This is a genomic window from Aminobacter sp. P9b (genome assembly GCF_045345995.1).
Taxonomy (GTDB): Bacteria; Pseudomonadota; Alphaproteobacteria; order Rhizobiales; family Rhizobiaceae; genus Aminobacter; species Aminobacter niigataensis.
The window spans coordinates 2437290-2461867 of the sequence record NZ_CP150082.1 but is presented as its reverse complement, the minus strand read 5'-3'; the positions used below and the strand labels follow the sequence as shown (position 1 = coordinate 2461867).

Here is a 24578-nt window from a genome sequence, read left to right as displayed (position 1 = left end):
CCTATCGGACGAAGTTGAACAGGCGCGAGGCGCGCATCTCGGTCGGCCACTTCCAGATTTCCAGCGGGCTTGCGCCATTGGCGATCGAGAAGAAGATGATGTTGGCGCGGCCGACGAGGTTTTCGCCCGGCACGAAGCCGACATTGAAGCGGCTGTCGGTCGAATTGTCGCGATTGTCGCCCATCATGAAGAAATGGCCTTCAGGCACGACGAACTCGCGGGTGTCGTCGCCGATCGAATTCGGCGTCAGGTCGAGCGTGTCGTAGGACACGCCATTCGGCAGCGTCTCGCGGTAGACGTCGACCGGGCGATTGACCTCGGTGATGTCGGGATTGTCGATCTGGCCGACCTTCTCGCGCGCAACGGCCGCACCGTTGATGTAGAGCTGGCCTTCCTTCATCTGGATGCGGTCGCCCGGCAGGCCGACGACGCGCTTGATGTAGTCGAGCGAAGGATTTGGCGGGAACTTGAAGACGACGACGTCGCCGCGCTCGGGATCCGAGCCGAAGATGCGGCCGGAGAACAGGTTGGGCGACAAGGGCAGCGAATAGCGCGAATAGCCGTAGGCCCACTTGGTGACGAACAGATAGTCGCCCTCGAGCAGCGTCGGCCGCATCGAGCCCGAGGGGATCGAAAACGGCTGGAACAGCAGCGTCCGGATCACCAAGGCGAGCAGCAGCGCCTGGACGATGACGCTTACGGTCTCGCCGAGCCCGCCGGACTTCTTCTGTTTTTCAGCCACGCTCATGTCGTCCTCGATTGTAGGTCGCGATGGGTATAAGGGCTCGCCGCCGCCGGGGCAATGTCCCAGCCGCCGCCAAAACCCTAAGATAGTGGCGGTTGTTCGACCGGCACCGCCTCGATGATCACAAAGGCTTGTGCGAGGGGAAAATCGTCGGTGATGGTCAGGTGCACCACCGCGCGATGCCCGACCGGCAGCATCGTTGCCAGCCGCTTCGCAGCTCCCCCCGTCAGTTCCATCGCCGGCCGCCCGCCCGGCAGGTTGACCACGCCCATGTCGCGCCAGAACACGCCCTCGGCGATGCCGCAGCCGAGCGCCTTGGAACAGGCCTCCTTGGCGGCGAAACGCTTGGCATAGGAAGCCATCCGCCCGCGTCGGCTCTCGGCCCTCTCCTGCTCGACCTCGGTGAAGATGCGCTGGATGAAGCGCTCGCCGTGACGGGCGATCGATTTCTCGATCCGCCTGATGTCGACGAGGTCGCTGCCGATACCGATGATCATAGGTTCAGCCCTACGCGGCACGTCTCACCGGCGAGGCGCGACGCGGACGCCCTCCTCTCCCGTTTCTTCACGGGGAGAGGGTAAGGGTGAGGGGCAATCTGGCAACGTCTGCGCCGCCCCTCATCTGCCTGCCGGCATCTTCTCCCCGTGAAGGACGGGGAGAAGACAGCCGTCCGCAACGCCGCTTCCCGTTCTGCACCGATGGGCGCGATCAGCCTCACCGCCATCCGCCTTCAGATATTCCGGCTGCCCGGCTTGACCGCCGGGATCGCCGCCAGTTCAGGCGGCAGCTGGTCGGCCGGATAGGCCGGCACCTCATATTCGGCGAGGGCAATCAGCGGCACGCCGACATCGGTCTTGCCGGCCGAACGGTCTATGATGCAGGCCGCTGCCACCACTTCGGCGCCGAGTTCGCGCAGGCACGCAATAGTCTCTCGGATCGACAGACCGGTGGTGACGATGTCCTCGACGATGACGACGCGAGCGCCCTTCTCGATCTCGAAGCGGCGCAGGCGGAAGGTGCCCTGCTCGCGCTCGACCCAGATCGCCGGAACCTTGAGGTGGCGCGAGGTCTCGTAGGCCGGGATCAGCCCACCGATGGCCGGTCCGACGACATAGTCGATGTCGCCCTTCACTTCGGCGCGGATCTTTTCGGCCAGCGCCTTGCACAGCACTTCCGTCTTGTCGGCATGCATGAACACCCGCGCCTTCTGCAGGAAGGTCGGGCTGCGCAGGCCGGAGGTCAGGATGAAATGGCCCTCCAGCACGGCACCCGCCGAGCGGAAGATGTCCAGGACGTCGCTTGTCTGCATCGGTTTCGTCTTTCCTGTCGTGCGTCCAGCCGCCTGCCTGTCGTCAGCCGTTGACGCGGCGGGCATCGCTGACGCTGGTGTTGTCCTTGAGCTGGGAGATCAGCCGGTTCAGGTGCTTCAGGTCCCAGACCTCGAGATCGAGCAGCATCTCGGTGAAGTCGGGGGCAGTGCGCACCATCGACAGCGTGTGGATGTTGGCATCGTTGGCCGCCACCACCTGGGCGATGTCGGCAAGCGAGCCCGGAGCATTGATCGCCGTCACCGTCAGGCGCGCCGGGAAGCGTTCCTTCGAGCCCTCGTCGAGGTCCCAGCGCACGTCGATCCAGCGCTCGGGCTGGTCGTCGAAGGCCATCAGCGACGGTGACTGGATCGGATAGATTGTGATGCCCGAGCCCGGCTGCATGATGCCGACGATGCGGTCGCCCGGCACGGCACCCTCGGGCGCAAAGCGCACCGGCAGGTCGCCGCTGACGCCGCGGATCGGCACCGCGGGACCCCAGCGCTTGCTTTCCTTGCGCGGCGGCGTCGACGAACGGCCCGGAATCTGGAACAGCATGCCGGCGGCATTGCGGATCTTCGACCAGCCTTCCTCGCGCGGCTTCGCCGTCTGGGTGACGCGCTCTTCCTTGTAGTCGGGGAAGACGGCGCGGACGACGTCGTTGGAGGCCAACTCGCCACGCCCGACGGAGGCCAAAACATCCTCGATGTCCTTGCGCGCCAGCCGATGCAGCACCGACTTCAGGCTGTCTTTGGAGAACTTCTTGCCGGCACGCTCGAAGGTACGTTCGAGGATGCGGGTGCCCAGCCCCGAATATTGCTTGCGGATGGCGTTCTTGGTCGCCCGGCGGATCGCCGAGCGTGCCTTGCCGGTGACAACGATCGATTCCCACGCCGCCGGCGGCACCTGGGCCTTCGAGCGGATGATCTCGACCTCGTCGCCGTTCTTGAGCTCGGTCATCAGCGGCATCACCCGGCCGTTGACCTTGGCGCCGACGCAGGTGTCGCCGACATCGGTATGCACCGCATAGGCGAAATCGATCGGCGTCGCCCCGCGCGGCAGGGCGATCAGCATGCCCTTCGGGGTGAAGCAGAAGACCTGGTCCTGGAACAGCTCGAGCTTGGTGTTCTCGAGGAAATCCTCGGGATTGTCGCCGTCGGCCAGTTGCTCGATCGTCCGCCTGAGCCAGCCATAGGCGTTGGTTTCCTTGGAGATCTGGTGCCCGACGCCATTGGTCTTGGGCACGTTGTCCTTGTAGATCGAGTGCGCAGCGACGCCGTATTCGGCGATCTTGTTCATCTCGCGGGTGCGGATCTGCAGCTCGATGCGCTGGCGCGACGGACCGACGATGGTGGTGTGGATCGAACGGTAGTCGTTCTGCTTGGGCGTCGAGATGTAATCCTTGAACCGCCCCGGCACCATCGACCAGGTGGTGTGGATCGCGCCGAGTGCGCGATAGCAGTCCTCGACGCCGTCGACGACGACGCGGAAGCCGAAGATGTCGGACAACTGCTCGAAGGACAGCGCCTTGGTCTCCATCTTGCGGAACACCGACCACGGCTTCTTCTGCCGGCTCTTCACCGTCGCCTTGAGGTCGTATTTCTCGAACTGCGCCGACAGCGCCTTTTCGATGTCGGCGAGCACGCCCTTGTTGCGCTCGGAGAGATCGGCCAGCCGCTCGGTGACGGTGCGATAGGCCTCTGGATTGATGTAGCGGAAGGCGAGCTCTTCGAGCTCTTCGCGCATGCCCTGCATGCCCATGCGGCCGGCCAGCGGCGCATAGATGTCCATCGTCTCCTCGGCGATGCGCAGGCGCTTGCTCTCCGGCACATGGTGCAGCGTGCGCATGTTGTGCAGGCGGTCGGCCAGCTTGACCAACAGGACGCGCACGTCCTCGGAAATCGCCAGCAGCAGCTTGCGCAGGTTTTCCGCCTGCTCGGCCTTCTTGGAGACGAGGTCGAGCTTCTTCAGTTTGGTCAGCCCCTCGACCAGTCTGCCGATGTCGGGGCCGAACAGTTCGTCGATCTCGGCGCGCGTCGCACTGGTGTCCTCGATCGTGTCGTGCAGCAGTGCGACCGCGATCGTCGCCTCGTCGAGATGCATGTCGGTGAGGATCGCCGCCACTTCGAGCGGATGCGAAAAATAGGGATCGCCCGAGGCGCGGCGCTGATGGCCATGCTTTTGCATGGCATAGACATAGGCCTTGTTGAGCAGCGCCTCGTTGACGTCAGGCTTGTAGCGCTGGACGCGCTCGACAAGCTCATACTGACGCATCATGGGCGGCTTCCCGGAACTCGAAATGAATCATGCGCCGCAAGGGCTTGCGACGCATGTCATAGATAAACACTGATGTAGCGGCGCGGAAGTGCCGATTGGCCGGTTTGGCGTGAGTTTAGCTCGACGCGAAGCCTTTTTGGGAATTCGCCCTGCCGGAAGCGGAGAAAGCCGCCTCAGGTGGCCGGCAGGGTAGAATTCTCAACAGGTCTCAGTAGTCGTCGCTCTTCTCGGGCGCCACCAGGCTCTCGATGCCGGCGAGCAGGTCTTCTTCCGACATGCGGTCGAAGTTGATGTTTTCTTCCGGCTCGTCGCTGTCGACGGCGGAAGCCGTGGTCTGGTCTGCAGCCTCGGGCGCCTCCGGCTCCGGCTCGTCGACCTCGACGTGCTTCTGCAGCGAGTGGATCAGGTCTTCCTTGAGATCGTCTGGCGAAAGCGTCTCGTCGGCGATCTCGCGCAGCGCCACGACCGGGTTCTTGTCGTTGTCGCGGGGAAGCGTGATCTGCGCGCCCTGCGAGATCTGGCGGGCGCGATGGCCGGCGAGCAACACCAGCTCAAAGCGGTTGTCGACCTTGTCAATGCAGTCTTCAACGGTTACGCGGGCCATGAAGTGCCCCTTTCATGCATGGATTTGACGGAAAGCTGGCGCGTGCATTAACCTGAAAGGCCGCGCAATTCAAGCGTGAAGCCTGCTTTGCCTTCGAAGCGCTAGCGTCGCGCCACCAACCCACCCACAATTATTTTACCGCTTCACAACCCTGCCCCTCTTGGAATGATCCACCGCGGGCGATATTTGCCGCATGGGGCAAGTCATTGATTTGGGGAGAAACCGGACGCTCGATATCGACGTATTTGGCGACAGCCTATTTCAACAAGGAAATTTTCCTATGTTTGATCCGCGCGAGAAAATCGCACTCTTTATCGACGGAGCCAACCTTTACGCGACCTCCCGTGCGTTGGGCTTCGACATTGACTACCGCAAACTTCTCTCCACCTTCCAGAAGCGCGGCTACCTGCTGCGTGCCTATTATTACACCGCCCTTGTCGAGGATCAGGAGTACTCCTCGATTCGCCCGCTGATCGACTGGCTCGACTACAACGGCTTCAAGGTCGTCACCAAGCCGGCCAAGGAATTCACCGACGCCACCGGCCGGCGCAAGATCAAGGGCAACATGGACATCGAGCTGACCGTCGATGCCCTGGAACTCGCCGATGTTGTCGACCACTATGTCATCTTCTCCGGCGACGGCGATTTCCGAACCCTCGTCGAGGCGCTGCAGCGTCGCGGCCGCAAGGTCAGCGTCATCTCGACCATGGCTTCGCAGCCGCCGATGATCTCGGACGATCTGCGCCGCCAGGCCGACCACTTCATCGACCTGATGACGCTCAAGGCCGATATCGGCCGCGAACCCTCCGAGCGCCCGGTCCGCAAGGTCGACCCGGTCGAACCGGCGCCCGACGACGTTTGATGCTGTCGTCGCCCCTGCCCGTCGATCCCGACCGGGATTGCCCGCTCTGCCCGCGCCTGCATGATTTCATAGCCGGCTGGCGGCAGCGCGAGCCGGGCTGGTACAACGCGCCCGTCCGCTCCTTCCTGCCCCCGGAAGGCGAGGAGGCCGTGCGCTTCCTCATCGTGGGGCTCGCGCCGGGGGTGCGCGGGGCCAACCGCACCGGGCGGCCCTTCACCGGCGACTATGCCGGCGACCTGCTCTACGCCACCCTCAAGCGCTTCGGCATGGCGCGCGGCGAGTTCGAGGCGCGGCCCGACGACAGCCTCGAACTGATCGGCACCGCAATCACCAATGCGGTGCGCTGCGTGCCGCCCGACAACAAGCCGGTGGGCGCCGAGATCAACACCTGCCGCACCTTCCTGGTGCCGACGATCGCGCGCTTTCCCAATCTGAGGGCGATCCTGACGCTCGGCGCGATCGGGCACCAGTCGACGGTGCGTGCGCTTGGCGCGCGTGTCGCCGCCGTTCCCTTCAAGCACGGCGCGCGTTGCGACGTGGGCAATCTCGCAATTTTTTCGAGCTATCACTGCTCGCGCTACAACACCAATACGGGTGTCTTGACGGAAGAAATGTTCATCAATGTTTTCCGCGACGTAGCGGAATTCTTGCGGACCTAAATCCTGCCTCCCCGCAGTTGGTTCAGCGCAAAAAAGCCCGACTGCGCACGGGTTTCCGCCTTTTGGTTAACCGCGCATTGCGACGCCGGCCGGGAAACGAGGCTGCGCAGGGCCGAGCCTCATCGCACTTGTTTAGCCGGATGAGTTGGCACTAGGGCTGGAGTGTGGGGATGGAGTTTCCCCGTCCGCGCAATTTTTCTGAACCGTAGCGGCAGCATCAATGTCACGGCATGGATCCCCGGGTCTCCGCACGTCGCTTCGCTCCTGCTCCGCCCGAGGATGACGAAGGCATTGAGCCCGTCGCAAATCGTAGACGGCGGCGACCGGCAGGAACATGCGGAAATTGTTGGCAAATGGGCAGATGCTAGTCGCCGACGTTGGCGATTGGCTGCGGCCTCAACGCCTTCGTCATCCTCGGGCGGAGCAGGAGCGAAGCGGTGAGGAACGGTCCGCGAAGCGGACGAAAAGCCAATTGCTTGGCTTTTCGAGTGACGAACGCCCGGAGCGACAGCGAAGGGCTGCGAAGACCCGGGGATCCATGCCGTGAAGTTAACGCAGCCGCCACAGTCCAATCAGAGCCAAAAATTCCGATGCTGCCTGTCACCATCTGTCAGCATCGCGCGTGGATAGCCGGCCACGTTTATCCACGCCCTCTCAACCTCCCGTATCATTCACCTTGCGATCTTCCACGAGACTCCGGTGCGCACCGGGCAGCGGAGGGAAGCGCCGGTGCCGGGCTGGCAGGAGGTCGGATCTCCTGCTGGGTGATGAGCCCCCAAGTCCGGGCCTTGCGGCGGCTGGCGGTGAAAGCCGAGGCGACTGAGCGGGGCAAGCAACCGGGCGGGGCGCGAACGTCGCGCCACATAATTACTATCGGAAGGCACGGCCTCGCGCCCCGCTTCCCGAATTACCTCCCGGCAAGGGAGCGCTCTTTGACAATGGCCAGGCGCGAAAGCGAGCGTGGCAAGGCGAGAACTTACCTTCTCCCCTTGTGGGGTGAGGAGTGGTGGCCGAAGGCCAGGAAAAGCCAACGATTTGGCTTTTCCAACGACGAACGCCCGGAGCCATAGCGGAGGGCCGGGTGGTGGCCGAGCGAAGCGAGGTCGGATGAGGGGTGTTGGAAGGAATGAGAGGATGGAGAAGGAGCCTCGGAGGCAGAACCTGAATCGCCGCGCTCTATCCAGAACCCCTCATCCGCCCCTTGGGGCACATTCTCCCACTAGGGGAGAAGGGAGGGACCCGCCGCTACCCCCGCTCCTTGAGCAAACGCCCCTTCTCGCGGTTCCAGTCGCGCTGCTTTTCGGTCTCGCGCTTGTCGTGCAGCTTCTTGCCGCGGGCGACGGCAAGCAGCATCTTGGCCATGCCGCGGTCGTTGAAATAGATCTTGAGCGGCACCAGCGTCATGCCCTCGCGCTCGATGCTCTGGGCGAGCTTGGCCATCTCGCGCTTGTTGACGAGCAGTTTGCGGCGGCGCCTGGTCTCGTGGTTGAAGCGGTTGGCCTGGAGGTATTCCGGCACATAGGAATTGATCAGCCAGAGTTCGCCGCCCTCGAACGAGGCGTAGGAATCCTGGATGTTGGCTTGCCCCAGACGCAGCGACTTGATCTCGGTGCCGGTCAAGACCATGCCGGCCTCGAGCGTGTCGAGCACCTCATAATTAAAGCGCGCCTTGCGGTTTTCCGCGGCGATCTTGTTGTTGGGGTCGGACTTCTTGCCCTGGCTCATGGCATCGCAATCTGTTTGGTGCGTCCTTCGGGGCTCCCCCTCGACCAGCCAGGGTTTGCACTTTCAGGGCGAGGAAGTTGCCGCAACAGCCCAGACCAGGCGCCAAAGACGCGAACTGGCGGACGGAGCGGGACGGCTTGCCTCATTCTGAGGCGCGGAGCCTCGGGGAACGCACGATCCAAAGAGCCCTACATGGCTGCGAACAAGCTGTTCCGCAACCCTTGCGGGCTCAGTTGATGAGGCCGGCGTGCTTCATCGCGGCGTCGATCTTCTCGGCGGTGGACGCCTCGACCGTCATCAGCGGCGAACGCAGCACGTTCTCGATCTTGCCGAGGCGCGACAGGGCATATTTTGCACCCGATGCGCCTGGCTCGATGAAGATCGCCTTGTGCAGCGGCATCAGGCGGTCCTGCAACTCGAGCGCCCTGTCCTTGTCGTTGGCAAGGCTCGCCTGCTGGAACTCGGCGCAAAGACGCGGCGCGACGTTGGAGGTCACCGAAATGGCGCCGACGCCGCCATGGGCGTTGAAGCCGAGCGCCGAGGCATCCTCGCCCGACATCTGGATGAAATCCTTGCCGCAGGTGATGCGCTGCTCGGAGACGCGCTCGACCTTGCCGGTCGCGTCCTTGACGCCCTTGATGTTCTTGAAGTCGTGCGCGAGCCGCCCCATCGTCTCGGGCGTCATGTCGATGACCGAGCGCGGCGGGATGTTGTAGATGATGATCGGGAGCGTCGTCGCCTCGGCACAGGCGGCGAAATGCGCATAGAGCCCGCGCTGGGTGGGCTTGTTGTAGTAGGGCGTGACGACCAGTGCGGCGTCGGCACCGACGCTTTCGGCGAACTTCACCAGGCCGACGGCCTCTTCGGTGTTGTTCGAGCCGGCGCCGGCGATGACCGGCACGCGGCCACGCGCGACCTCGACGCAGATCTTCACCACCTGGCGATGCTCGTCATGGCTCAGCGTCGGCGACTCGCCGGTGGTGCCGACCGGAACAAGGCCGTTGGTGCCTTCGGCGATCTGCCATTCGACGAATTCGCGAAAGGCTTTCTCGTCGAGACGGCCATTCTTGTCGAATGGTGTCACGAGCGCGGTGAATGAGCCTCTCAGCATGTCGTCCAACTCCAGGAACCCTACGGTTTCACGGTCTGTTTGATGTCGCCGGCTTTCTAGCCGAAAGCGGGGCCGCGCACCATAGTCTCGACACCAATTTGCGGCAAGTGTGACCGACACTTATATGAGTTCGAATCGAACGACCGCGATAACCTTTCATTAACCTGCTCTTCACCAGATAAACCTAGTCTCGAACGAACCGCTCCCGACCATACCCCCGCAAGGATAGGGAATGACCAAGATCATTCCGGCAGCCAGGCCGCACCATGTCGCGCTTTTGAGCGCTCTTCTTGCCCTGGCGCCCTTGCCCGCCGGGAGTTCCAGCCTCGACCCGCAGGCAACGTCGGCCATCCCGTTCGCCTCGATCGGCAAGGCGGACGCGGTCCGCGCGGCCTTCGGCACGATCGACCAGCTCAAGAGCGGGCTCGATGCGCTGTCGAGCGGCGATTTCACGCAGGCACGGGCCGTGCGCGACAGCTTGCCAGAGACCGCGCTCGACCGACACATCCTGATGTGGGCAATCGCCATCAATGGCGGCGACAAGGTTCCCAGCGCCGACATCGCGGCTGCCGCCCAGGCGCTGCCCAACTGGCCGGGCCTCGCCACGCTTCGCCGCAACAGCGAACGCGCCATGGCGCGCGAAAACCCCGGGCCCAATGTCGTCGTTTCGGCCTTCGCCGGCAGCGAGCCGCAGACCATCGAAGGTGCCTTGCTGCTCGCCCGTGCCCAGATGGCGCTCGGCGACACCAAGGCGGCGCGCGCAACCATCGGCCCGTTCTGGCGCAGCGAAAAGCTCGAGGCAAAACAGGAAGTCGCGATCCTCGCCGAATTCGCGGCCTTGATCCCGGCCGCAGACCACCGCATCCGCATGGAGAAGATGCTCTATGCCGACCGGACCAGTTCGGCGGCGCGTGTCGCCGAACTCGCAGGCGCAAAACAGCTTGTTGACGCCTGGATTGCTGTCATCAAGGGCGACAAGAAGGCTGCTGCGCTGCTTGAGGCAGTACCTGCGAAACAGCGCTCGGCCGGCTATTTCTTTGCCAAGTCGCGCTACCTGCGCAAGCAGGAAAAGTTCACCGACGCTGCCGCCGTCATGCTCAAGGCGCCGAAGGACGGGGCCAGCCTGGTCGATCCCGACGCCTGGTGGATCGAACGACGCGTGCTGTCGCGCGAATTGCTCGATGCCGGCGACGTCAAGACCGCCTACCGGATCGCTGCAGCGCACTCGGCCGAAAGTGCCACCAACGCGGTCGACGCCGAGTTCCACGCCGGCTGGTATGCGCTGCGCGGCCTCAACGACGCCAAGCTGGCTTCGGGTCATTTCGAGCGCATCGCCAAGATCGCCGGCAGCCCGATCTCGCTGTCGCGCGCCTATTACTGGCTCGGCCGGGCAGCAGAAGCCGGCGGCCCCGGCAATGCCAAGGACTATTTCGCGCGCGCCGCCACCTACGGCACGACCTTCTACGGGCAACTCGCTGCCGAACGGATCGGCCGCAAGGCTCTCAACGTCGCCTACCCCGCGCCGAGCGCCGCCGATCGCCAGACCTTTACCCAGCGCGAGGCCGTCAGCGCGATCACACGGCTCGAGGGGGCAGGATACCCGGTTTATGCCGAGATGCTCTACCGCGATCTCGCCGCGCAGATGAACAGCCCGGGCGAACTGGCGCTGCTCGCGGTCATGGCGGAAAAGCAGGACAATCACTATCTCGCCCTGCGCGTCGGCAAGATTGCCGCCCAGCGCGGCCTCGACGTCGGCGCCTTGTCGCACCCGGTCGGCGTCATCCCGGTGACTGCGAACATCTCCGGCTCCGGCAAGGCGCTCGCCTATGCCATTGCGCGGCAGGAAAGCGAGTTCAAGGTTTCGGCGGTCTCCCGCGCCGGCGCGCGCGGGCTGCTGCAGCTGATGCCCGGCACGGCGAAGGATCTGGCGAAGAAGGCCGGCATGGCCTACTCGCAGGACCGCCTCACCTCCGACGCCGGCTACAACGCCACCCTGGGCGCGAATTTCCTCGGCCAGCAGCTCGGCCGTTTCAACGGCTCCTACGTGCTGACCTTCGCCGGCTACAACGCCGGCCCGCGCCGCGCCGACCAGTGGATCGCGCGCTATGGCGACCCGCGCGGCAGGGACATCGACACGGTCGTAGACTGGATCGAGCGCATCCCGTTCTCGGAAACCCGCAGCTACGTCCAGCGCGTCATGGAGAACTACCAAGTCTACAAGATGCGGCTATCGGGCAGCTACGACATCGAGGGCGACCTGGTGAAAGGCCGGTAATCCCCCAGCATTTGACCTGCTGCAACGGCCCTAGTAGCTAAGTCGCGGGCAGCCCGTGGGCGTGCCAAGGCGGGGGAGAGCGGTACGATGGCCGGCGGCGAAGGCTTTTCAGACTTCTTCTATGCGGCGCAGGACGGACTGACGCTCCATGCCCGCATCTATGGCAACGACAATCGGAGCCAGTTGCCGGTCGTCTGCCTGCCGGGCCTCACCCGCAATTGCAGGGACTTTCACGATCTCGCGCTTCAACTCGCCGGCGATCCCGAAAATCCCCGCCGAATCATATGCTTCGACTATCGCGGCCGCGGATTGTCGGCCTACGACCCGACCTGGCAGAACTATAATGTCGGTGTGGAAACGGCCGACATCGTCAATGGCCTCGACGAGTTGGGCATCGACGAGGCTGCCTTCATCGGCACGTCGCGCGGCGGGCTGATCATGCACGTGCTGGGCGCGGTGCGCCCTGGCCTGATCAAGGCGGCGGTGCTCAACGACGTCGGCCCGGTGATCGACCCGGCCGGGTTGGCGCATATCCGGTCGTATCTTGAGAACGCCCCTCGCCCAACCGACTTCGCCGCTGCCGTCGAACTGCAAAAGACCATTCACGGCGCGGCCTTTCCGGCGCTGACCGAGGCCGACTGGCAGCGATTCGTGCATGCCATCTATCGCCAGGAAGACGGCAGGCCCGTTGCCGACTACGACCCGGCCCTGATCAATACGGTACTGGCAATGGACCTGACCCAACCGCTGCCCGACCTGTGGCCGCAGTTCGAGGCGCTGTCATCAGTGCCGATGCTGGTGATCCGCGGGGAGAATTCACGGCTGCTATCGGTGGAAACGCTTGCTGAAATGGGGCGGAGGCATCCGCGCCTTGAGGCCGTCACGGTTGGCGGCCAAGGGCATGCGCCATTTTTGGAGACGGGGGGACTGCCGGGGAAAGTCGCAGTCTTCCTGCAAAACAGGTCCGGCTCCGACTGACACGGCGTCTGAAATACTCGCTTGCCGCGCCTAGACGGGGCGCAGGGGGAAGCCTCGTTACAACAGGCCCGACAGTAGAGCCGTATCCCCGCAATACGGCACTGATTGGAACGAAAAAAGCCCGCGATCCGAAGACCGCGGGCCTTTTCTGCCAAACCAAGCTTCTAAGTGATTAGAAGCCGGCCTGGATGCGGAGGAAGCCGTTCCAGCGACCGTCCATGTTGTCGCCGTCGACGTAGTTGACTGCCAGCTTGGTGGTCAGGTTCTCGACAACCGTGTAGTCGATGTTGGCGCCGATCGAATAACGGTCATCGCCAGCCGGGTTGACGTCACCGAACCACTGAGCGCCGCCGGTAAGGGCGAGCTTCTCATTGACCTGATAGGTGAGCGAGCCGCCGAGCGACCATTCCGACGCCGCCCAGTAGACGTTCGGGTCCGACGCATAGATGGCAAGGAGGTTCACGGTCAGAGCGTCAGTCGCCTTGATGCCGACAATACCCTTGAGTGCGAACTCTTCAGCGGTAGCGTCGTAGGCAGCGTGGATGTCAACCGAACCCCAGCCCTGCGACACCGACACCTTGCCGAGGATGTTCGGCACGTAGTCGTAGTTGTAGTCGAGCTCTTCCAGGGCTGCCGTCAGCGCAATGCCGTTACCAGCATCGAAGCTATAGGAAATGCGGTGAACCGAGTCATCGAATGCGAAGTTCGAGTCGAACTCACCCTTGATGCCCTGATCGAACAGCGAGTCGCCGAAACCGATGTAGAGACCACCGAGTTCGATGTAGGCGTAGTTCACACGAACGGCACGGTCATCGACGAAAGCCGTGAAGCCGTCGCCACCACCTACTTCAGTGTATTCTGCCCAATCATCGCGGTTCGAACGGACCGTGGCCTCAAGCTCGATGTAACGCTTGAACGTGCCATATTCGGTTTCCGAACGAGCATCGAGATGGACGTTGGCACGTGCGTACTTGCGCCAGCCACCATTCTCATCGCCGAACACAGCTTCACCGCGCTCGTCATCACGCGAGTCGAAGTCGATCTGGTAACGAACGAAGCCGCCGATCTTCAGGCAGGTTTCGGTGCCGGGGATGTAGTAGAAGCCCGCGCCGTAGACGTCGCAGATGCGGACGTATTCCATGGGTTCCGGCTCAGCGACGACGACAGCGTCGGCCGCACGAGCGCCGGAGACTGCGAGCAGAGCCGCAGCGGAGCCGAGAAGAAGGCTCTTAATGTTCATTTTCTGACCTCCAGTCAGAATCGCGACCGGAAGCCGAAAAACGGACGCCAAATCCGGGCGGAAACGACCGTTGCGTCCGTGGACCTGGCCGCAAGCGGCTGAAATTGCTGATGATTTTGAAGGTATGGAAAGATGGCAGCCTGAGGCTGGCGGAGAGGATGGGATTCGAACCCACGAGAAGCTTTTGACCTCTACTCCCTTAGCAGGGGAGCGCCTTCGACCACTCGGCCACCTCTCCGTTGCGCCGCTGGATAAAGAAAAGGTGCGGCACAATCAATAAGCCTTTGCATCAATCGACCGGAAAAAGCGCAGTCCGGCCACGTGGCGCGCGAATCGTCGGCGCCGGCGCACTCCGGAAAGCCACGAGTTCACCCACGATTCGAGACCAGGGAACTTCCGGGGGCAGCTCCATCGGCAGAAAATCGCCGCCCGAACGCCGCCATTTCTTAATGAGTTCTTTATGGGGGGCATCAAATCGTGTCATTTGTGCAACATCGCTTCCCGATAGAGCGCCGGGACGCCCTTGCCGGTTGCGTTGGTTGTTGAACCGCGGCGGCTCATGGGTAATGTCGGGGTCGAAGAGGGAGCGCGGTGCGCATCTTTTTCAAACGGGGATGGGGCAGGGAACGCTGTCCTTCAGCAAAAAATACCCAGACCCTCTTTTGAAACTTTTGACTGGAGGTCAGAAAATGAACATTAAGAGCCTTCTTCTCGGCTCCGCTGCGGCTCTGCTCGCAGTCTCCGGCGCTCGTGCGGCCGACGCTGTCGTCGTCGCTGAGCCGGAACCCATGGAATACGTCCGCATCTGCGACGTCTACGGCGCGGGCTTCTACTACATCCCCGGCACCGAGACCTGCCTCAAGGTCGGCGGCCTCGTTCGTTACGAGATCGGCTGGGCCGAGACGACCGGCGATGACGGCTGGATCAAGACCACCAAGGCTCGCGTGAACCTCGATGCCCGTTCGGAAACCGAATACGGCACGTTCCGCCGCTTCATCGAACTCGAATACGCCAACAACGGCGGCGAATTCGGCGATGCCGACGTTGACGGCTTCCGCGAATACACCGACGCTACGACCTCGAAGATCCGTTATGCCTTCTTCGAGCTGGGCGGCCTGATGGTCGGCCGTAACGACACCCTGTTCGACGGCGACCTGGGTGGCGAGTTCGACGCCGGCGGCGGCGACTTCATCAACCAGATCCGCTACACCTTCGACGCCGGCAACGGCATCGCAGTGTCGCTCGGCCTGGAAGAGGAAGACAACAACTTCGACTACATCCCGCTCATCACCGGCAAGGTTTCGGTGTCGCAGGGCTGGGGTTCGGTCGACCTGTTCGCCGGCTATGACGATCGTTTCTCGGAATTCGCCCTCAAGGGTATCGCTCGCGTCAAGGCGACCGATGCTCTGACCGTCGAGCTGCTCGCAGCTTACGAGTCGGGCGCCACCTGGTTCGGTCTGGCCGACTTCTACGCCGGCTACGAATGGTCGGTTGGTGGTTACCTGAAGTACCAGGTCAACGAGAAGCTGCGCCTCGGCTTCGGCGGCCAGTACTTTGCTGACTCGCACTTCGGTAACTTCATCACCGGCGAGACCGTTGACGTTGGCAACGACGACTGGACGGTTGGTGCGGTCATCGACTACACGATCGTCGAGAACCTGAACGCCAAGCTCGCCCTCAACTACGACGACGGCGACAGCTTCGAAGACGGCTCGTTCAACGGCTTCCTCCGTCTCGACGCCTCGTTCTAATCGACTGACGTCGTAACGATTAAGACGGCCCGGGCTTCGCAAGAATCCCGGGCCGTTTTTCTACCAGCGGAAAGTGCTGGGAACCTGACTGCACGAAGGAGGAGACAGACGCTGTAAAGCACGGTTCACGACAGGGGGAACGAAATCGTGATGTTCCCGTAGGGTTGTCGTTCGCCGCCGTCATCTTGTAGGCCGCCATCCACTGGAGTACCCATTGCCTCCAGTCACGGGACGGTTGCCGACACTCATTATGAAGAAGTCAACTTCACGGAACGATATTATGAGCGGCCATCATTCAGCCGCCCTGATGACTAATTGCAAAGTCACATACAATTTCAGCACCATCAAAGAAGTAAAGTCATTCAGGGTTTTAGAGCTTTTTTCTCAATACAAAGATATTTTATGGGATGACGGAAAGCACAAATACAACGTCAGCTCCTTCATCGGCGAGATCGACGAGATTCTTCTAGGCGAACGCTTCAGTGCATTCTCCCAGGAGGCGCTCGACGGACTGATAGGCTCCCTGCGCCAACGCGGTAACAGCAACGCGACCATCAATCGAAAGATGGCCGCACTGAGCAAGCTACTGCGCAAGGCCTACAAGATGGGTGACATCCACAGCCTGCCGGAGTTCCGACGCCAAAAGGAACGGGCGGGACGGATCCGCTTCCTCGAGCTCGAGGAAGAGGACAGGCTTTTCGCCGCGATCAAGGCCAAGAGCGAGGACGCCTATCGGCTTTCGGTGTTCCTGGTCGATTCGGGCTGCCGGCTCGGCGAGGCGCTAGGCCTGATCTGGAACGACATCCAGGACACACGCGTCAGCTTCTGGATCACCAAATCGGGACGCAGCCGCACCATCCCGCTGACCGCCCGCGCCCGGGAAACAACCAAATGGCCGGCCGATCGTGGTCCGCGGCCAAAGGGACCGTTCGCGATGCTGACGCAGCCGCAGTACCGGGCGATCTGGAACGAGGCCAAGGCGGAAGTGGGCCTGGGTGCCGACGACCAGGTGGTGCCACACATCCTGCGCCACACCTGCGCCTCGCGCCTGGTGCAGGGCGGCATCGACATCCGCCGCGTGCAGATGTGGCTCGGCCACCAGACCTTGTCGATGACGATGCGCTATGCGCATCTGGCGACGAACGATCTCGACCGCTGCGTGGTGGTGCTGGAGCGGCACTGACGACGGATTCGGAGCGGCCGCCAGCCCCACAGCCAACAACCGCGCCTCCCGGGGCGCGGTTTTCTCCTTAACTCGCCCTGAATCGGACGGGAGCGCGGGAGCGTCGAGCCAGCCTCAATAAAGCGCTGCACCTTGCAGCTTTTGTGTCGTATAGGCAGGGTCCTATCGTCGGCGCAGGCGCCGATGTTCCGTTCGATCTTCAAGAGTTGCCTCATGCCCAATCGCCCGTCGCTCACGCCCGTCATCCATGCCCTCCCCGCGACCGTGCCTTTTGTCGGCCCGGAAGCCCAGGAGCGCGAGCGCGGCAAGCCGTTCCGCGCCCGGATCGGTGCGAACGAGAGCGGCTTCGGCCCCTCCCCGCGCGTCATCGCGCGCATGGCCGAGGCCGCGGCGGAGATGTGGAAATATTGCGATCCCGACAATCACGACCTCAAGGTCGCGCTGGCACGCCATCTCGGCATCGGCATCGAGAATGTGGTGGTCGGCGAAGGCATCGACGGCCTGCTGAACCTCGTCGTTCGCATGTATGCGACGGAAGGCACGCCCGTGGTGACCTCGCTCGGCGCCTATCCGACCTTCAATTTCCACGTCGCCAGCGTCGGCGCCCGCCTGGTGCCGGTGCCGTTCCGCGACGACAAGGAAGATCTCGAGGGCCTGCTCGCCGCCGTGCGGCGCGAGAACGCACCGGTCGTCTATCTCTCCAACCCCGACAATCCGATGGGTAGCTGGTGGGAAGCGGGCGACATCCTGCGCTTCATCGAGGCGCTGCCCGAGACGACGACACTGATACTGGACGAGGCCTATGGCGAGACCGCGCCCGCCTCGGCGCTGCCGCCTGTCGACATTTCGCGGCCCAATGTCGTGCGCATGCGCACCTTTTCCAAGGCCTATGGGCTTGCCGGCATCCGCTGCGGCTATGCCTTCGGCGACACTGATGTGATCGCCAGTTTCGAGAAGGTCCGCAACCACTACGGCGTCAGCCGGATGGCGCAGATCGCCGGCGAAGAAGCGCTTGCCGACCAGGCCTACCTGGCCGAGGTGGTCGCCAAGGTGGCGGCCGGACGCGAGCGCATCGCGGCAATCGCCAGGAACAATGGGTTGAAGCCCCTGCCCTCGGCGACAAATTTCGTCACCATCGACTGCGGCGGCGATGCCGACTTTGCGCTTGCCGTGATGCGCAACATGCTGGCGCGCGACGTCTTCATCCGCAAACCGATGGCGCCGGTGCTCGACCGCTGCATCCGGGTGAGCGTCGGCCTCGACCACGAGCTCGACATCTTCGCCGAAGAGCTGCCGAAGGCAATTGCTGCCGCCCGCGGCGCCTGATCGAAACAGACGATTTCAACCGTCGATAGGCGCTACGCTTGCCACAGCGTACGTCTGCGCGAAGATATATGCGCATATCCTAATTTATTCATTTCAGCGCCGCATCATTAACACAGTTCCTACCTAGGCCAGTTTTCGGGCGGACGGGGACATTGGGGGTCCAACAGCAATCAAGAACCAACCGGGGAGACCCTATGCCTCAGCACAGCGCCAACGAGCAGTATTTGCTCGAGCTCATCAACGCGGAGCGCGCCAAGACAGGCGCCCAGCCTCTGGCATTCGACAACGACCTTAGCGAAGCCGCCGAAAATCACGACAGATGGATGCTTTCAGCGGACGTCTTTTCACACACCGGTTCCGGCGGCACGTCGCCGACGACGCGCATGAAGGCGGCCGGCTACACGCTCAGCGGCTCCTGGGCGACCGGCGAGAACATCGCCTGGGCCACGACCCGCGCGCCGACCGGCTACACCGACGAAGTGAAGCTGCTCCACACCAACCTGATGAATTCCTCCGGGCACCGGGCGAACATCCTCAACCCGAACTTCCGTGAAGTCGGCCTCGGCTACGAAGTCGGCGACTACAAGGGCCGTTCGAGCGCCTTCGTGACCGAAGATTTCGCCAAGACGGGCTCGGACCTGTTCCTGACGGGTGTTGCCTTCGACGACAAGGACGGCGACCGCTTCTACGATCCGGGTGAAGGGCTTGGTGCGGTCACGGTGACGGCGAAGAACTCCGCCGGCCAGACCTTCAAGACCACAACCTCGGCAGCAGGCGGCTACGACCTGGTGCTGAAGCCCGGCACCTACACGGTGACCTTCTCGGGCGCCAACATCGCAACGTCGACCCAGACCGCGACGATCGGCACCAAGAATGTCAAGAAGGACCTGATCGACCCGGTGATGAAGTCGGGCACGCTGGCGGCCACGGATTCTGCCGAGGATGCGGGCACGGCCGCACCGACGGCGCCGACGAAACCGGTCGACGTTGCCGACAACACCGACACGGGCAGCACCGGTAGCAACAGCACCGGAGGCAACCCCGCCAACAACTGGCTCGCCGACTTCTTCAAGAAGATGGACCATTCCGGCCAGGATCAGGGAACGCGCGGTGCGCGTGAAGTTGCCGGCTCCGCCGACGCCACGGTCAAGAAGTCGGTGGCGTTCGACGGCGACCACTTCAACTTCAGCTCGAAGGTGGCCGCGCACGTCAATGCCGACCAGGTCAACGACATCGCCGACGGCGGCCACGTGCAGCAGGCAGTCGATCATGTGATCGCAGCGTTGCAGGCTCACCTGCCTGCGGATGGTCACGCCGTTGCCGATGCCGGCGACGCTGCCCAGGCGGCGGTCGCCAAGATCCTGGCACAGATGGCCGCACATTCGGGCCACCAGAACGCCGACCTCGTCGCCTGATTTTTCTTGCGACACCAAGAAGGCGGGCTTCGCTTCGGCGAGGCCCGCCGCATTGCAGCCGACCGGCTGTCATGGGGGGATAAGTCCTGACCAACCCGCTTGCGAATGACCCGAACCGCCGCTCCGAGCTGCGCGATGCGCTCGGCTCCTTCCGGGGCACGTTCGTCGCCGTTGCCGGCTTCAGCGGCCTGATCAACATCCTGATGCTGTCCGGCTCGCTGTTCATGCTGCAGGTCTACGACCGCGTGCTGCCGAGCCGCAGCGTGCCGACGCTTGTGGCGCTGATCATCCTGGTTGCGGTGCTCTACGCCTTCCAGGGCGTGCTTGAAGCGGTCCGGGCACGCGTGCTGACGCGGATCGGCGCGGGCATCGACGAAATCATCAGCGGCCGCGTCTTCAACTGCATCGTTCGGCTGCCGCTGCGCACACGCGACCGCGGCGAAGGCCTGCAGGCGCTGCGCGACCTCGACCAGGTCAGCGGCTTTCTCTCCGGCGCCGGACCGGCAGCCCTGTTCGACCTGCCGTGGATGCCGCTTTATGTCGGCATCTGTTTTCTCTTCCACCCCTGGATCGGCGTCGCAGCGCTGATCGGTGCGTTGCTGCTTGTGGCGCTGACGGTTCTGACCGACCGCCTGGTACGCGGACCGACCAAGGCGATGTCGGGCTTCAGCACAAGGCGAAGCGCCATCGCGCAATCAAGCGCCCGCAACGCCGAGGTACTCGTGGCGATGGGCATGAGCGACCGGCTGGCGACACGCTGGGGCCAGGCGAATGGCGATTTTCGCGAGGCCCAGGAACGCGCCAGCGACCTGACGAGCGGATTTGGCGCGGTATCGCGCATCCTGCGCATGATGCTGCAGTCGATGGTGCTGGCGCTTGGCGCCTATCTCGTCATCTACCAGCAGGCGACGCCGGGCATCATCATCGCCAGCTCGATCCTGACCTCGCGTGCACTTGCACCGATCGAACTCGCCATCGCGCACTGGAAAAGCTTCCTCAACGCGCGCCAGAGCTGGCACCGCCTCGACGGCCTGTTCGCTGCCATGCCCGCCGCCGAGAACGGCATGGAGCTTCCAGCACCGACCGCCGAGCTGGCCGTGGAAGGCATAAGCGTCGTGGCGCCGGGCGACCGGCGTCTGGTGGTGCAGGACGTCGAATTCTCGCTCCAGGCCGGGTGCGGCATGGGCGTCATCGGCCCCAGCGGCTCGGGAAAGTCGTCGCTGGCGCGGGCGCTGGTCGGGGTGTGGCCGCTGATGCGCGGCAAGGTCCGGCTCGATGGCGCCGCCCTCGAGCAGTGGCCGACCCAATCGCTTGGACGCCATATCGGCTACCTGCCACAAGATGTCGAACTGTTCGCTGGAACCGTGGGCCAGAACATCTCGCGCTTCGAGGACGAAGCGGCCTCCGAAACGATCATCGCAGCGGCAAAGGCAGCAGGCGTGCACGACATGATCCTGCGCCTGCCCGAGGGCTACCGGACCGAGATCGGCGAAAGCGGTGCGGCCCTTTCCGCCGGACAGCGCCAGCGCGTGGCCCTGGCACGCGCGCTCTATCGCGATCCGTTCCTTGTCGTGCTCGACGAGCCCAATTCCAATCTCGACGCCGCCGGCGACCAGGCCCTGACGCAAGCCATCGAACGCATCAAGATACGCGGCGGCATTGTCATAGTGGTGGCGCACCGGCCGAGCGCGCTCGCGGCATTGGACCACCTGCTGGTCCTCGGCGGCGGCAAGCAGCAGGCGTTCGGCCTGAAAAGCGACATCGCACGACAGGCGCTGCAACCGGTGCCGGTGCCGCTGCATGCGGTGGGAACGGCGAGCTGACGATGACACTGATAGCAAACCATTCTGCAGCAGACCGGCTGAAGACAGCGCGGGACCTCGTCGCGTCCGTACGGACACGGGCGCTTGCGCTGCTCGACAACGGCGCCAAGCCGATCGATGGCGCATCGCCGCAACAGCTGCGGCTGCGCCATGCCATCAGACGAAACGTGCGGCTGGGCGGCTTTGCCGCGCTGGCTCTGGTGGGCGGACTCGGCCTGTGGTCCGCGACAAGCAGCCTGTCGGGTGCGGTCGTGGCTGCTGGCCATCTGGTGGTCGATTCGAACGTCAAGGCGGTCCAGCACCCGCAGGGCGGCGTGGTCGGCGCGCTGAACGTGCACAATGGCAGCGTCGTTTCGGCAGGCGAGGTACTGGTCAGGCTGGACGACACCGTCGCCAAGGCCAATCTCGCCATCGTCGACAATGGCCTGGACGAACTGATTGCCCGACGGGCGCGCCTGACGGCCGAGCGCGACGGTGCCGACGCGGTCGTCTATCCAGAGGAATTGACGGCACGCGCGTCCGATCCAGAGATCGCCCAGCTGATCGAGGGCGAAAACAAGCTCTTTGCCCTGAGGCGAGAGGCGCGGGATGGGCAGGTATCGCAGCTGCGCGAACGTATTTCCCAGTTCCGGCAGGAAATCTCCGGCATCGAAGCCCAGCAGAAGAGCAAGCAGCAGGAGATCGCCCTGATCAAGGTCGAACTGGGGGGCATGCAGGAGCTGTGGAAGAAGAAGCTGGTGCCCATTTCCCGGCTGGCGGATCGCCAGCGGGCGCAGGCGCAGCTTGACGGCGAGGACGGGCAGCTGACAGCAGCTGCGGCGCAGACGCGCGGCCGGATCAGCGAGACCGAACTCGCCATCATCCAGATCGACCAGGACATGCGCAGCCAGGTGGCGGGCGACCTGCGCGAGATCGACGGCAAGGCCGGAGAGCTGAGGGAACGGCAGGTCGCCGCCATGCAGTCGCTGAAACAGATCGACATCCGCGCGCCGCAAGCCGGCCGGGTCCACCAACTCGCCATCCATACGGTCGGCGGCGTTGTCACCCCTGGCGAAGCGATCATGCAGATCGTGCCGACGGCGGATGCGCTGGTGGTCGAGGCCCGCGTCCAGCCTCAGGATATCGACCAGGTTCGCATTGGCCAGCCGGCGACGCTCAGGCTCTCGGCCTTCAACCAGCAGACGACGCCGGAAGTAGAAGGTACAGTCGACCGGGTTTCGCCCGACATGATCGAAGATCCGAAGGCCGGACTCTCCTACTATGCCGTGCGCATCGCGCTGTCGCCCACGAGCCTGGAACAGGCCGGCAAGCCGGACCTCAAGCCCGGCATGCCGGCAGAGGTGTTTCTCAAGACCACCGACCGCACGGTGCTTTCCTATCTGTTCAAGCCCTTGAGCGACCAGGCAAGCCGCGCCTTCCGCAGCGACTGACGTCGATTTATCTCGACTGCCAAGACCACGACCCCCGCCACTTGAATTAATTAAACGTCCGTTTTATTAATTGGCCATTCGGGAGGAATGGCTGACATGGCACGAACGGCGGGTTCGGACGGCGGCAGGACGGAAGCGGCAATACGCGACGCTGCCGTGCAGCTGATCGCGCGCCACGGCTATGAAGCCGTGACGATGCGCCAGATGGCGGCTGAAGTCGGTGTCCAGGCGGCTGCGCTCTATCGCTATTTCCCGACCAAGGAAGACCTGCTCCACACGCTGATGCGCGAGCACATGGAAGAGCTGGCCGCCACCTGGGACGCGGCGCGCCCGGCCAATGACGATCCAGTGGCGAGGCTGACCAGCTTTGTCGCCAACCACATTCGATTCCACGTCGAACGCCGGCACGCCACCCATGTCTCGAACATGGAATTGCGCAGCCTTTCGCGCGATAATCTGACCAACATCCTCAAGCTCCGCACCACCTATGAGAAGGAGCTCAGGACCATCCTGCGCGACGGCGCGGACGCCGGCTTGCTGGAAGTCGACGACACCGGGCTGACGGCGATGGCGATCATCCAGATGATCACGGGTGTCATCGTCTGGTTTCGTCCGGATGAGAGGCTGTCGGTCGATGAAGTGACGGCGACCTATCTCGCCATGACGATGCGCCTGACGGGCGCCAAGACCAATACGGAGGACCGGCATGTACGACAAGACGCTGAACTTCGGGCTCGGTGAGGACATCGACAGCCTGCGCGAGATGGTGCGGCGCTTCGCCCAGGAGCGCATTGCGCCGATTGCCGCCGACATCGACCGCTCGAACGAGTTCCCCGCCCATCTGTGGCAGGAACTCGGCGCGCTGGGCCTGCTCGGCATCACTGCCGAAGTCGAATATGGCGGCTCCGAAATGGGCTATGTCGCCCATGTCGTGGCGGTGGAGGAAATCTCCCGCGCCTCGGCTTCGGTCGGGCTGTCCTATGGCGCGCATTCGAACCTGTGCGTGAACCAGATCAAGCGCTGGGGCACGCCGGAGCAGAAGGCGAAATACCTGCCCAAGCTGTGCTCGGGCGAGAATGTCGGCGCACTCGCCATGTCGGAAAGCGGCTCGGGCTCCGACGTCGTCTCGCTGCGGCTGCGGGCCGAGAAGCGCAACGACCGCTATGTACTCAACGGCTCCAAGATGTGGATCACCAACGGCCCCGATGCCGATACGCTGGTGGTCTATGCCAAGACCGACCCTGACCGGAAATCGCGCGGCATCACCGCCTTCATCATCGAAAAGACGACGAAGGGTTTTTCGGTGGCGCAGAAGCTCGACAAGCTCGGCATGCGCGGCTCGAACACCGGCGAACTGGTGTTCGACAATGTCGAGGTGCCGTTTGAAAACGTGCTGCACGAGGAAGGCCGCGGCGTCGAAGTGCTGATGTCGGGCCTCGACTATGAGCGCGTGGTGCTGGCCGGCGGGCCGATCGGCATTATGGCGGCTTGCATGGATGTCGCCGTGCCTTATGTCCATGACCGCAAGCAGTTCGGCCAGCCGATCGGCGAATTCCAGCTCGTCCAGGGCAAGCTCGCCGACATGTATTCGACGATGAATGCCGCGCGTGCCTATGTCTATGCGGTGGCGGCGGCCTGCGACCGCGGCCAGACGACACGCAAGGACGCCGCCGGCTGCGTGCTGTTTGCGGCGGAGAAGGCGACCCAGATGGCGCTCGACGCACTGCAACTTCTCGGCGGCAACGGCTACATCAACGACTATCCCACCGGCCGGCTGCTGCGCGACGCCAAGCTCTACGAGATCGGCGCCGGCACGAGCGAAATCAGGCGCTGGCTGATCGGTCGCGAGATCATGGCGGAAGGCTGA

General features: G+C 63.6%; 20 protein-coding genes and 1 tRNA gene. 12 read left to right on the top strand and 9 right to left on the bottom strand.

Annotated elements, in window-relative coordinates; genetic code table 11:
• Position 1 precedes the first annotated feature (1 nt).
• The 5 genes from lepB to rpoZ form a co-directional block, all read right to left on the bottom strand.
• Positions 2–748 carry a signal peptidase I gene (gene lepB / locus WHT83_RS12105; RefSeq protein WP_318762181.1) on the bottom strand — a complete coding sequence of 249 codons (747 nt, stop codon included), beginning with the start codon at positions 746–748 and terminating at the stop codon, positions 2–4.
• 77 nt (positions 749–825) lie between these two features.
• Positions 826–1242, bottom strand: coding sequence for a holo-ACP synthase (gene acpS, locus WHT83_RS12100; RefSeq protein WP_406873895.1), 417 nt, complete (start codon positions 1240–1242; stop codon positions 826–828).
• A 233-nt stretch (positions 1243–1475) separates the two neighbouring features.
• Positions 1476–2054 carry an orotate phosphoribosyltransferase gene (gene pyrE / locus WHT83_RS12095; protein ID WP_108609978.1) on the bottom strand — a complete coding sequence of 193 codons (579 nt, stop codon included), beginning with the start codon at positions 2052–2054 and terminating at the stop codon, positions 1476–1478.
• A 43-nt stretch (positions 2055–2097) separates the two neighbouring features.
• Positions 2098–4329 (bottom strand): bifunctional (p)ppGpp synthetase/guanosine-3',5'-bis(diphosphate) 3'-pyrophosphohydrolase, encoded by a 2232-nt coding sequence (locus WHT83_RS12090; RefSeq protein ID WP_108608781.1) that lies wholly within the window; start codon positions 4327–4329, stop codon positions 2098–2100.
• Positions 4330–4537: 208 nt separating this feature from the next.
• A complete protein-coding gene (gene rpoZ, locus WHT83_RS12085) occupies positions 4538–4933 on the bottom strand; it encodes a DNA-directed RNA polymerase subunit omega (protein WP_108608782.1) in 396 nt (131 codons plus the stop codon).
• 280 nt (positions 4934–5213) lie between these two features.
• On the opposite strand from rpoZ, the gene WHT83_RS12080 reads away from it, so the two are divergent.
• Positions 5214–5795, top strand: coding sequence for an NYN domain-containing protein (locus tag WHT83_RS12080; protein ID WP_318762183.1), 582 nt, complete (start codon positions 5214–5216; stop codon positions 5793–5795).
• A complete protein-coding gene (locus WHT83_RS12075) occupies positions 5795–6454 on the top strand; it encodes a uracil-DNA glycosylase (RefSeq protein ID WP_406873894.1) in 660 nt (219 codons plus the stop codon). The genes WHT83_RS12080 and WHT83_RS12075 overlap by 1 nt, the downstream gene beginning before the upstream one ends.
• 1245 nt (positions 6455–7699) lie before the next feature.
• Here the strand turns inward: WHT83_RS12075 and smpB are convergent.
• Together smpB and dapA are read right to left on the bottom strand one after the other, a co-directional pair.
• Positions 7700–8179: an SsrA-binding protein SmpB gene (gene smpB, locus WHT83_RS12070; RefSeq protein WP_108608786.1), complete on the bottom strand. Its 480-nt coding sequence runs from the start codon at positions 8177–8179 to the stop codon at positions 7700–7702.
• 229 nt (positions 8180–8408) lie between these two features.
• On the bottom strand, positions 8409–9290 hold the full coding sequence (gene dapA, locus WHT83_RS12065) for a 4-hydroxy-tetrahydrodipicolinate synthase (RefSeq protein ID WP_406873893.1): 882 nt from the start codon (positions 9288–9290) through the stop codon (positions 8409–8411).
• Between the two features lie 232 nt (positions 9291–9522).
• Here dapA and WHT83_RS12060 point away from each other — a divergent pair, with 232 nt between their 5' ends.
• Together WHT83_RS12060 and WHT83_RS12055 are read left to right on the top strand one after the other, a co-directional pair.
• The gene (locus tag WHT83_RS12060) at positions 9523–11565 is read left to right on the top strand and encodes a lytic transglycosylase domain-containing protein (protein ID WP_406873892.1); all 2043 of its coding nucleotides are present in this window, start codon (positions 9523–9525) and stop codon (positions 11563–11565) included.
• Positions 11566–11652: 87 nt separating this feature from the next.
• The gene (locus tag WHT83_RS12055) at positions 11653–12543 is read left to right on the top strand and encodes an alpha/beta fold hydrolase (protein ID WP_406873891.1); all 891 of its coding nucleotides are present in this window, start codon (positions 11653–11655) and stop codon (positions 12541–12543) included.
• Positions 12544–12715: 172 nt separating this feature from the next.
• Here the strand turns inward: WHT83_RS12055 and WHT83_RS12050 are convergent, their stop codons facing one another.
• Together WHT83_RS12050 and WHT83_RS12045 are read right to left on the bottom strand one after the other, a co-directional pair.
• Entirely contained in the window at positions 12716–13783 is a 1068-nt protein-coding gene (locus WHT83_RS12050) for a porin (RefSeq protein WP_406873890.1), read from the bottom strand.
• A gap of 147 nt (positions 13784–13930) precedes the next feature.
• Positions 13931–14021 (bottom strand) — tRNA-Ser (locus WHT83_RS12045).
• 451 nt (positions 14022–14472) lie between these two features.
• Here WHT83_RS12045 and WHT83_RS12040 point away from each other — a divergent pair.
• The 8 genes from WHT83_RS12040 to WHT83_RS12005 all read left to right on the top strand — a co-directional run bounded on the left by WHT83_RS12040 (position 14473) and on the right by WHT83_RS12005 (position 24578).
• Entirely contained in the window at positions 14473–15534 is a 1062-nt protein-coding gene (locus WHT83_RS12040; RefSeq protein WP_183263514.1) for a porin, read from the top strand.
• A 307-nt stretch (positions 15535–15841) separates the two neighbouring features.
• A complete protein-coding gene (locus WHT83_RS12035) occupies positions 15842–16717 on the top strand; it encodes a site-specific integrase (protein ID WP_245439939.1) in 876 nt (291 codons plus the stop codon).
• A 213-nt stretch (positions 16718–16930) separates the two neighbouring features.
• Positions 16931–18043, top strand: a complete 1113-nt coding sequence (locus tag WHT83_RS12030; RefSeq protein ID WP_406873889.1) for a pyridoxal phosphate-dependent aminotransferase — start codon at positions 16931–16933, stop codon at positions 18041–18043.
• Between the two features lie 194 nt (positions 18044–18237).
• Positions 18238–19458 (top strand): CAP domain-containing protein, encoded by a 1221-nt coding sequence (locus WHT83_RS12025; RefSeq protein WP_406873888.1) that lies wholly within the window; start codon positions 18238–18240, stop codon positions 19456–19458.
• A gap of 86 nt (positions 19459–19544) precedes the next feature.
• Entirely contained in the window at positions 19545–21281 is a 1737-nt protein-coding gene (locus tag WHT83_RS12020) for a type I secretion system permease/ATPase (protein ID WP_406873969.1), read from the top strand.
• A 2-nt stretch (positions 21282–21283) separates the two neighbouring features.
• Complete coding sequence (locus tag WHT83_RS12015; RefSeq protein WP_108608797.1) at positions 21284–22711, top strand: HlyD family type I secretion periplasmic adaptor subunit; 1428 nt, start codon at positions 21284–21286, stop codon at positions 22709–22711.
• A 96-nt stretch (positions 22712–22807) separates the two neighbouring features.
• The gene (locus WHT83_RS12010) at positions 22808–23452 is read left to right on the top strand and encodes a TetR/AcrR family transcriptional regulator (protein ID WP_108609982.1); all 645 of its coding nucleotides are present in this window, start codon (positions 22808–22810) and stop codon (positions 23450–23452) included.
• Entirely contained in the window at positions 23418–24578 is a 1161-nt protein-coding gene (locus WHT83_RS12005; protein WP_406873887.1) for an isovaleryl-CoA dehydrogenase, read from the top strand. Before WHT83_RS12010 ends, WHT83_RS12005 begins: the two co-directional genes overlap by 35 nt.

Bases quoted from the DNA above. Each gene is read 5' to 3' on its own strand.
- lepB (WP_318762181.1), bottom strand. From the start codon at position 748: ATGAGCGTGGCTGAAAAACAGAAGAAGTCCGGCGGGCTCGGCGAGACC.
- acpS (WP_406873895.1), bottom strand. From the start codon at position 1,242: ATGATCATCGGTATCGGCAGCGACCTCGTCGACATCAGGCGGATCGAG.
- pyrE (WP_108609978.1), bottom strand. From the start codon at position 2,054: ATGCAGACAAGCGACGTCCTGGACATCTTCCGCTCGGCGGGTGCCGTG.
- WHT83_RS12090 (WP_108608781.1), bottom strand. From the start codon at position 4,329: ATGATGCGTCAGTATGAGCTTGTCGAGCGCGTCCAGCGCTACAAGCCT.
- rpoZ (WP_108608782.1), bottom strand. From the start codon at position 4,933: ATGGCCCGCGTAACCGTTGAAGACTGCATTGACAAGGTCGACAACCGC.
- WHT83_RS12080 (WP_318762183.1), top strand. From the start codon at position 5,214: ATGTTTGATCCGCGCGAGAAAATCGCACTCTTTATCGACGGAGCCAAC.
- WHT83_RS12075 (WP_406873894.1), top strand. From the start codon at position 5,795: ATGCTGTCGTCGCCCCTGCCCGTCGATCCCGACCGGGATTGCCCGCTC.
- smpB (WP_108608786.1), bottom strand. From the start codon at position 8,179: ATGAGCCAGGGCAAGAAGTCCGACCCCAACAACAAGATCGCCGCGGAA.
- dapA (WP_406873893.1), bottom strand. From the start codon at position 9,290: ATGCTGAGAGGCTCATTCACCGCGCTCGTGACACCATTCGACAAGAAT.
- WHT83_RS12060 (WP_406873892.1), top strand. From the start codon at position 9,523: ATGACCAAGATCATTCCGGCAGCCAGGCCGCACCATGTCGCGCTTTTG.
- WHT83_RS12055 (WP_406873891.1), top strand. From the start codon at position 11,653: ATGGCCGGCGGCGAAGGCTTTTCAGACTTCTTCTATGCGGCGCAGGAC.
- WHT83_RS12050 (WP_406873890.1), bottom strand. From the start codon at position 13,783: ATGAACATTAAGAGCCTTCTTCTCGGCTCCGCTGCGGCTCTGCTCGCA.
- WHT83_RS12040 (WP_183263514.1), top strand. From the start codon at position 14,473: ATGAACATTAAGAGCCTTCTTCTCGGCTCCGCTGCGGCTCTGCTCGCA.
- WHT83_RS12035 (WP_245439939.1), top strand. From the start codon at position 15,842: ATGACTAATTGCAAAGTCACATACAATTTCAGCACCATCAAAGAAGTA.
- WHT83_RS12030 (WP_406873889.1), top strand. From the start codon at position 16,931: ATGCCCAATCGCCCGTCGCTCACGCCCGTCATCCATGCCCTCCCCGCG.
- WHT83_RS12025 (WP_406873888.1), top strand. From the start codon at position 18,238: ATGCCTCAGCACAGCGCCAACGAGCAGTATTTGCTCGAGCTCATCAAC.
- WHT83_RS12015 (WP_108608797.1), top strand. From the start codon at position 21,284: ATGACACTGATAGCAAACCATTCTGCAGCAGACCGGCTGAAGACAGCG.
- WHT83_RS12010 (WP_108609982.1), top strand. From the start codon at position 22,808: ATGGCACGAACGGCGGGTTCGGACGGCGGCAGGACGGAAGCGGCAATA.
- WHT83_RS12005 (WP_406873887.1), top strand. From the start codon at position 23,418: ATGTACGACAAGACGCTGAACTTCGGGCTCGGTGAGGACATCGACAGC.